General features: G+C 60.8%; 4 protein-coding genes. 3 read left to right on the forward strand and 1 reads right to left on the reverse strand.

Annotated elements, in window-relative coordinates:
- Positions 1 to 4 precede the first annotated feature (4 nt).
- The 3 genes from rimI to NW862_RS08960 all read left to right on the forward strand — a co-directional run bounded on the left by rimI (position 5) and on the right by NW862_RS08960 (position 1,574).
- Positions 5 to 535 carry a ribosomal protein S18-alanine N-acetyltransferase gene (gene rimI / locus NW862_RS08950; protein ID WP_414427104.1) on the forward strand — a complete coding sequence of 177 codons (531 nt, stop codon included), beginning with the start codon at positions 5 to 7 and terminating at the stop codon, positions 533 to 535.
- A 94-nt stretch (positions 536 to 629) separates the two neighbouring features.
- Positions 630 to 1,328 carry a glutathione S-transferase N-terminal domain-containing protein gene (locus NW862_RS08955; RefSeq protein WP_414333942.1) on the forward strand — a complete coding sequence of 233 codons (699 nt, stop codon included), beginning with the start codon at positions 630 to 632 and terminating at the stop codon, positions 1,326 to 1,328.
- 75 nt (positions 1,329 to 1,403) lie between these two features.
- A complete protein-coding gene (locus NW862_RS08960; RefSeq protein WP_414333941.1) occupies positions 1,404 to 1,574 on the forward strand; it encodes a chlorophyll a/b-binding protein in 171 nt (56 codons plus the stop codon).
- A gap of 223 nt (positions 1,575 to 1,797) precedes the next feature.
- Here the strand turns inward: NW862_RS08960 and NW862_RS08965 are convergent, their stop codons facing one another.
- Positions 1,798 to 6,372 carry a GAF domain-containing protein gene (locus NW862_RS08965; RefSeq protein ID WP_414427105.1) on the reverse strand — a complete coding sequence of 1,525 codons (4,575 nt, stop codon included), beginning with the start codon at positions 6,370 to 6,372 and terminating at the stop codon, positions 1,798 to 1,800.
- Between the last annotated feature and the right edge of the window lie 99 nt (positions 6,373 to 6,471).

Below are 6,471 nucleotides of genomic sequence, written 5' to 3' on the forward strand. Positions count from 1 at the left end.
CACCATGGGTAGCACAAGTTATCGGCTGCAGATGCTCGACATCACCGCCCTGCCCCAATTGCTGGAGCTGGATCGACGCTGCTACGGCGGACACTGGGGGGAACAGGGCTATCGCGCGGAGCTGGAACGGCCCACCAGCACGGTGATTGGGGTTGTGGCGGAACCGGTTGCCGTTGGCGCTTCCCATGGCTTGGGCCGAACGGAGTTCTCCCTTCCCTCTCCAGACCTCGCGACGCAAACAGCACCAGCGCTGGTGGGCTTTGGCATCCTCTGGCGCATCGAAGAAGAAGCCCACATCATCTCGCTGGCGGTGGATCCCGGTCACCGGCGACAAGGCTTGGGCCGCAGGATCCTAGAAGCGCTCCTAGACCAAGCTAGGGCAGCAGGCTGTCGCTGGGCCACGTTGGAAGTGAGGGCTTCCAACCACGCCGCCATCCACCTCTATGAATCGGCAGGGTTTCAATTGCTGGGACGCCGCAAGGGCTATTACAACAACGGAGAAGATGGGCTGGTGTATTGGAAGAAACCGATTTAAGCTTAGGAAAAACCAACACTAAGGGGTTGATGCCGGGGGCTTTGGGGTAGGCGGGCTAGAATGGGCAGAACAACCGGCCTAAGAACCCTTGCCCATGCTGGATTTCTACGCTTGGCCCACCCCCAACGGCTACAAAGTCTCGATCCTGCTGGAGGAGCTAGGGATCCCCTACCGGGTCATTCCCATCGACATTGGCCGCGGCGACCAGTTCGACCCGGAATTTCTCAAGATCAGCCCCAACAACAAAATACCGGCCATTGTGGATCCCGATGGGCCTGGAGGCCGGCCTTATGCCCTGTTCGAGTCGGGCGCCATCTTGATGTACCTGGCCGAGAAAACCGGGAAACTCCTGCCCAGCGACATCGGATCCCGCTATCGCGTCATCCAGTGGCTGATGTTCCAAATGGGCGGCATTGGGCCGATGATGGGCCAGGCCAACCACTTTCAGCACTACGCCCCAGAGCGGATCCCCTATGCTATCGACCGCTACGTTAACGAGACCCGGCGCTTGTTTGGCGTGGCGGAACGGGTCTTGGCCGAGTCGGAGTACCTGGCGGGCGACTACTCCATCGCCGACATTGCCAGCTTCCCCTGGATGCGAAGCTACCCACGGCAGGGGCTGAACATCGAAGAGTTCCCCAACGTCAAACGCTGGTTGGCAGCCATCGAGGCCCGCCCTGCTGTGCAGAAGGGCCTGCAACTGTTGGCAGAGGCGCGCCGATCCCCAGACCAGCCCCTCAGCGACGAGGAACGGCAAGTCCTGTTTGGCGACCGCCAATACCAAAGGCGCTGAGTCAAGGGGAGAAGCTGCACTTGTTAGCTCTCGACACAAAACTTGACAGTTTTTAATACTTGAGCCACATTAGAGATGTCACCCCTTGATGGAGTTAAGACTATGGAAAACCAAGAAGCTAAGTTCGGCTTTACCACCTTTGCCGAAAAATGGAATGGCCGTCTGGCGATGTTGGGCTTTGTGATCGGCGTGGCCACCGAGTTGCTGACCGGCCAAGGGATCCTCTCTCAAATTGGCCTGATGTGATCCCAGCCCGCCTGATTGGGTCGAAGCACTAGCTAGATACTTTCTGCCCGGCTGTCCTCTTCCAGACTGATCAAGCAGCCGGGCTTTTGCTGCGGTTCCGAGCCAGAGCGCAGCCCAAACAGCCGCGCCAATTTGTTCCTCCTACCTCCAACGGTTCGCCGCTTGATCCCCATCTCCTTTTGGGAGAGGGGCTGGGGGTGAGGGCGACAAGTCTGGGATCGCCCTAGCCTTCCAATTCCCGCAGGTACTGGCAAATGTCGGCCAAGATGCGCTCCAGCTCCTCCAGGCCCTGGGAAGCGCTTGCCCATTTTGGGTCATCAGCCGGGGATCCCGGCTGCGCCAGTTGCACCCCCAGGTGTTCTAGCTCGCGGGCTACTTGACAAAAGGCATTAGCTCCCACGTTGGCGCTAGCTCCCTTGAGGCGGTGGGCAATTTTCCTCAAGTCTTCGGCATTACCCGCTGCAAGAGCTTGGCGCAGCCGCGGCAACTGGTCCTGGCCATCTTGGACAAACACCTGCAGCAGCTCCCGCTGAAACTGGCGGTCACCTCCCGTAACCCGCTCCAAGTAGGCGGCGTCGATGGGGTAGGGCAGCGTGGGAGCAGGGTCACCGCCGGCAGCTTCAGGAGAAGGCGGATCGGACGAAGCCGCCCCGTTGGCTGCTCCTGCTGCGGAAGGGGCGATCCTTTGGCTCCAGTGGTTGAGCACTTTTTCCAGATCCTCCTTTAGCACCGGCTTACTGAGATAGTCGTCCATGCCCGCTTGCAGGCAGCGCTCCCGATCCTCCTGCATGGCGTTGGCCGTGATGGCAATCACCACGGTGCGGTGGCCGGATCCCCGCTCCTGCTGGCGCAGGCGGCGGGTGGCCTCGTAGCCATCCATCACCGGCATCTGGCAATCCATGAGGATGAGGTCGTACTTGACTTGCTGCAGCAAATCCAGCACCTCCTGGCCGTTGGCCACCACATCCGCCAGGTAGCCCAAGCTCTGCAGCTGGCGCAGGGCCACCTTTTGGTTGACGGGGTTGTCTTCGGCCAAGAGGATGCGCAGGGGTTGCTGGGGGCGGCTGGCGGAGGGCGCACTTTGCGAAAGGGGTGGGCCCATGCCCAGCAGCGCGGTGGCCAGGCCGGAAGACTTGCCCAGCGCCATGACCAGAGCTTCTTGCAATCGCGTTTGCTTGACCGGCTTGGTTAGGTAGGCAGCAAAGCCAATCTCGGCGGCGCGGCGGGAGTGCTCCCCCAACCCCAGCGAGGTCATCATCACCAGTTGCGTCGGGGACAGTTCGGGATCCGCCTTGATCCAGCGGCCCAGGGTTTCCCCATCCACCTCCGGCATCTGCATGTCCAAAACCGCCAAGGGGAAGGGGATCCCTTCCCGCGCAGCCTGGCGCAGCTTGTCCAGAGCCTGGTAGGCATTTTCGGCTTCTTCCACCACCATGCCCCAAGCGGTGGCCTGGCAGCGGACGATCTTGCGGTTGGTGGCGTTGTCGTCCACCACCAACAGCCGCTTGCCCTGAAGAGTGACAGGGATGCGGGCGGGGTGCTGGGAGATTTGTCGGGCGTAGGGTTGTCTTTCCAGGGTCAGCTCGAGGCTGAAGGTGCTGCCGCGGCCCACCTCGCTCTCTAGGAAGATCTTGCCCCCCATCAGCTCTGTCAGTTGCTTGCAAATGGCCAGGCCCAGGCCTGTGCCCCCGTACTTGCGGGTGGTAGAAGCATCCACTTGGGTGAAGGGCTGAAACAGCTTGGCTTGCGCTTCCTTGGGGATCCCGATCCCTGTATCCCTTACCGAGAGCCGCAGTTGGACATGGGTGGCCGTCTCCTGCAGCAGCTCGGCCTGGATGACCACCTCCCCTTGATGGGTGAACTTGATGGCGTTGCTCACCAAGTTGTTGAGGATTTGGCGCAGCCGCGACGCATCCCCCCGCAGATAGCGGGGCACTTCCGGCGGCATAAGCACCGCCAGCTCCAGGCCCTTGGCGTGGGCAGTGGGGGCAAAGAGATCCGCCACCTCCTCCAAACAGGCCCTCAGGTCGAAGTCCAGGATCTCCAGCTCCATCTCCCCGGCTTCCAGCTTGGAGAAGTCCAGGATGTCGTTGATGAGGGTCAGCAGGGCATCGCCGCTGATGCGGATGGTCTCGACAAAGTCCCGCTGCTCCGGGGTCAGGGGCGTCTCCAGCAACAAGCCCGTCATCCCCAGCACCGCGTTCATGGGGGTGCGGATCTCGTGGCTCATGGTGGCCAAGAAGCTGCTTTTGGCCTGAGAAGCCTGCTCTGCCGCTTTGCGGGCTTGTTCTAGCTCAAGGCTGCGCTGGCGCTCCCGCTCCAGGAGCTCTGCCTGGGTGAGGGCAATGCCGATTTGGTTGGCCAGTTGTACCAGCAGCTCGATCTCAAACGGCTGCCACTGGCGGGGTGCAGAACACTGGTGGGCCAACAACAGCCCCCACAGCCGCTGCTCCATGAAGAGGGGCACCACCAGGTTGGCCTTCACCTGCATTGTTTGCAGCAGCTCCAGGTAGCAGGGCTCCAGCCCTTCGGCCTCCACGTCGCTGATGGCGCGAACCCGGCCCTGGCTGTAGAGCTCAGCGTATTTTTCCTGAAAACAGGGATCCTCTATCACCTCGCCCAAAAGGGAAGGGATGCCGGGCTGGGTTTTCTCGTTGGAGATGATCCCGGATCCATCCGGCTGGAAGCGGTAGACCAAAACGCGATCCGCCCTGAGCAGGGCTTGGATCTCCGTTACTGCCGTTTCCAGGATCTCGGCAATATCCAGCGATTGGCGGATCTTTAAGCTGAGATCGGCCAGCAGTTGGGCCCGCCGGCTCTGCCGCTCCAGCTCCTCGGCAGCTTTTTTGCGCTCGGTGATGTTGCGGAAAATGCCCCGCGTGGAGACCATCACCCCATCTTCAAGGCGGCAGTTAACACTTCCTTCCACCCAGATGGTTTCGCCCTTGGCAGTCACAAAGGCCGTCTCCACCTTGTCCAGAGGTTGGCCAGTCGAAAGCTTCTGGAAAGCGACCTGGCAGTGCTCTCGATAGTCGGGGTGGATGATGTCGAAAACCCTCATTTGGTGGATTTGAGCTTCGTCGTAGCCCAGGGTCTCCTTCCAGGCGCGGTTGACGTAGAGAAAGTACCCTTCGGCATCGACAGCCTGAATGAGATCGCTGGCATTTTCAAAGAGATCCCGGTAGCGCTCTTCGCTTTCTTTGAGAGCCAGCTCCGCCAGCTTGCGCTCGGTGATGTCGATGCCGGTGCCGATGATAAACTCCACCTCGCCCTCGGCGTTGACCAGGGCGGTGTTGGTCCAAGCAATGAGCCGCAGCGCCCCCTGCTTGGTGCGCCAGAAGTTTTCATAGCGATTCAAGAAAAGGGAGCGACTGCCCTTAAGTTGTTGAAAAGCTTGCTTCAGGCCGGCCATCTCGCCCGCCGGGATCAAGCCCAAGTCCCAGAGCAGTTGGCCCTTGACTTCTGCCAGCGAATAGCCAGAAAGCTGCTCGGCAGCGCGGTTAAAGCGCAGGATGCGCCCTTCGGGATCCATGACCACCACCACAGCGCCTGCCGTGTCGAGGATGGCGTTGGTAAAGTCCCGCTCTTGCTTGAGGAAGGTTCCCGCCCGCTCCCGCTCAGCAGTTTCGCGGCGAATGAGGGCATAAACTGCGGCCAACAGCAAGTAGGTAAAAGCCAGCCCCCCCAGCAGGATGGCATTGGTTCTAACCCAAGCAAGCTGGAACTGCTCGCTGCGCTGCTGCAACAGAAGCCGCTCTTGCTCCTGGAGCGCCTCCACTAGGTTGGCGATCCGCTCCATCAACCTTTGCCCTTCGCTCCTCTTCAAGGCTTCTTGAACAGCGGCCAGCCCCTCTTGATCCCGGAGCCGGATAAGATCTTGGGCAAGGTTCAGACGCTGTTCCAAAAGCAGCTCCAGCCACTTCAGGCGCCCTTGCTGGAGAGGGTTGTCGGCTGTCAACTCTTGCAGCCGGCTAAGACGAGTGGGAATGGCCTCAAGGCTGGCCTTGTACTCGTCGAGGTAGCCAGGCTCGTTGGTCAAAAAGTAGCCCTGTTTACCTGCCTCGGCAGCACGGATCTCTGAGAGCAATCCTTCCAGGTTCTGGATCACTTCCAGGGTATCGGCCACTTGCTCCGTCAGTTGGGGCAGGCGACTGGCGTTGCGCTGGGCAGAGTAGGCGATCCCGCCCAAGATCAGGGCAGCCAGGCCCAGGCCAGCACTGACCTTGAGGAGAAAGCGGTTTTTGCGAGCAGGCTTGCTCTCGCCAGCTTTGGGAAGCAAGGGAGCCTTGGCCAACTCCCGCAAGGTGCGGCGCAGCTCCAGTTGAGCCCCCACCTGATGGGCCAGGGCCTTGAGCTGCTCCAATTGCTCCGGGCTGAGCTGGCGGGGTTGGTAGTCCACCACGCAGAGGGTACCCAGCGCTTGCCCTTCCGGCGTTACCAAGGGCACACCGGCGTAAAAGCGAATATGCGGCTCTTGGGTTACAAAAGGGTTGTCGGCAAAGCGCGGATCCTGGGTGGCATCGGGCACCACCAGCGGCTCTTTGGGCGAGAGAATGGCGTGGGCACAGAAGGCCACATCCCGCGGCGTTTCCTCGATGCCCTCAATGCCGAACTTGGCCTTAAACCACTGGCGATGCTCGTCAATAAGAGTTACTAGCGAAATGGGCGTGCCGCAGATGTAAGCAGCAAGCCGGACGATCTCGTCAAAGGCAGTTTCAGGGGCTGTATCGAGAACTTGATACTCTCGTAGGGCAGCCAGCCGCTCTTCTTCGTTGGGGGGAAGGGGAGCCTTGGGCATGGGTCAAGCTGGAGAGACGGGATCCGGCGCTGCCGTGGGTGAACCTCAGCAGCCTGGTAAAAGAGACAACCCCAGCATAACTCCCCGACCGCCCTGCCG

The sequence above is a fragment of the Synechococcus sp. H55.8 genome (assembly GCF_047462375.1).
Lineage (GTDB): Bacteria > Cyanobacteriota > Cyanobacteriia > Thermostichales > Thermostichaceae > Thermostichus.

Bases quoted from the DNA above. Each gene is read 5' to 3' on its own strand.
- NW862_RS08955 (WP_414333942.1), top strand. From the start codon at position 630: ATGCTGGATTTCTACGCTTGGCCCACCCCCAACGGCTACAAAGTCTCG.
- NW862_RS08960 (WP_414333941.1), top strand. From the start codon at position 1,404: ATGTCACCCCTTGATGGAGTTAAGACTATGGAAAACCAAGAAGCTAAG.
- NW862_RS08965 (WP_414427105.1), bottom strand. From the start codon at position 6,372: ATGCCCAAGGCTCCCCTTCCCCCCAACGAAGAAGAGCGGCTGGCTGCC.
- rimI (WP_414427104.1), top strand. From the start codon at position 5: ATGGGTAGCACAAGTTATCGGCTGCAGATGCTCGACATCACCGCCCTG.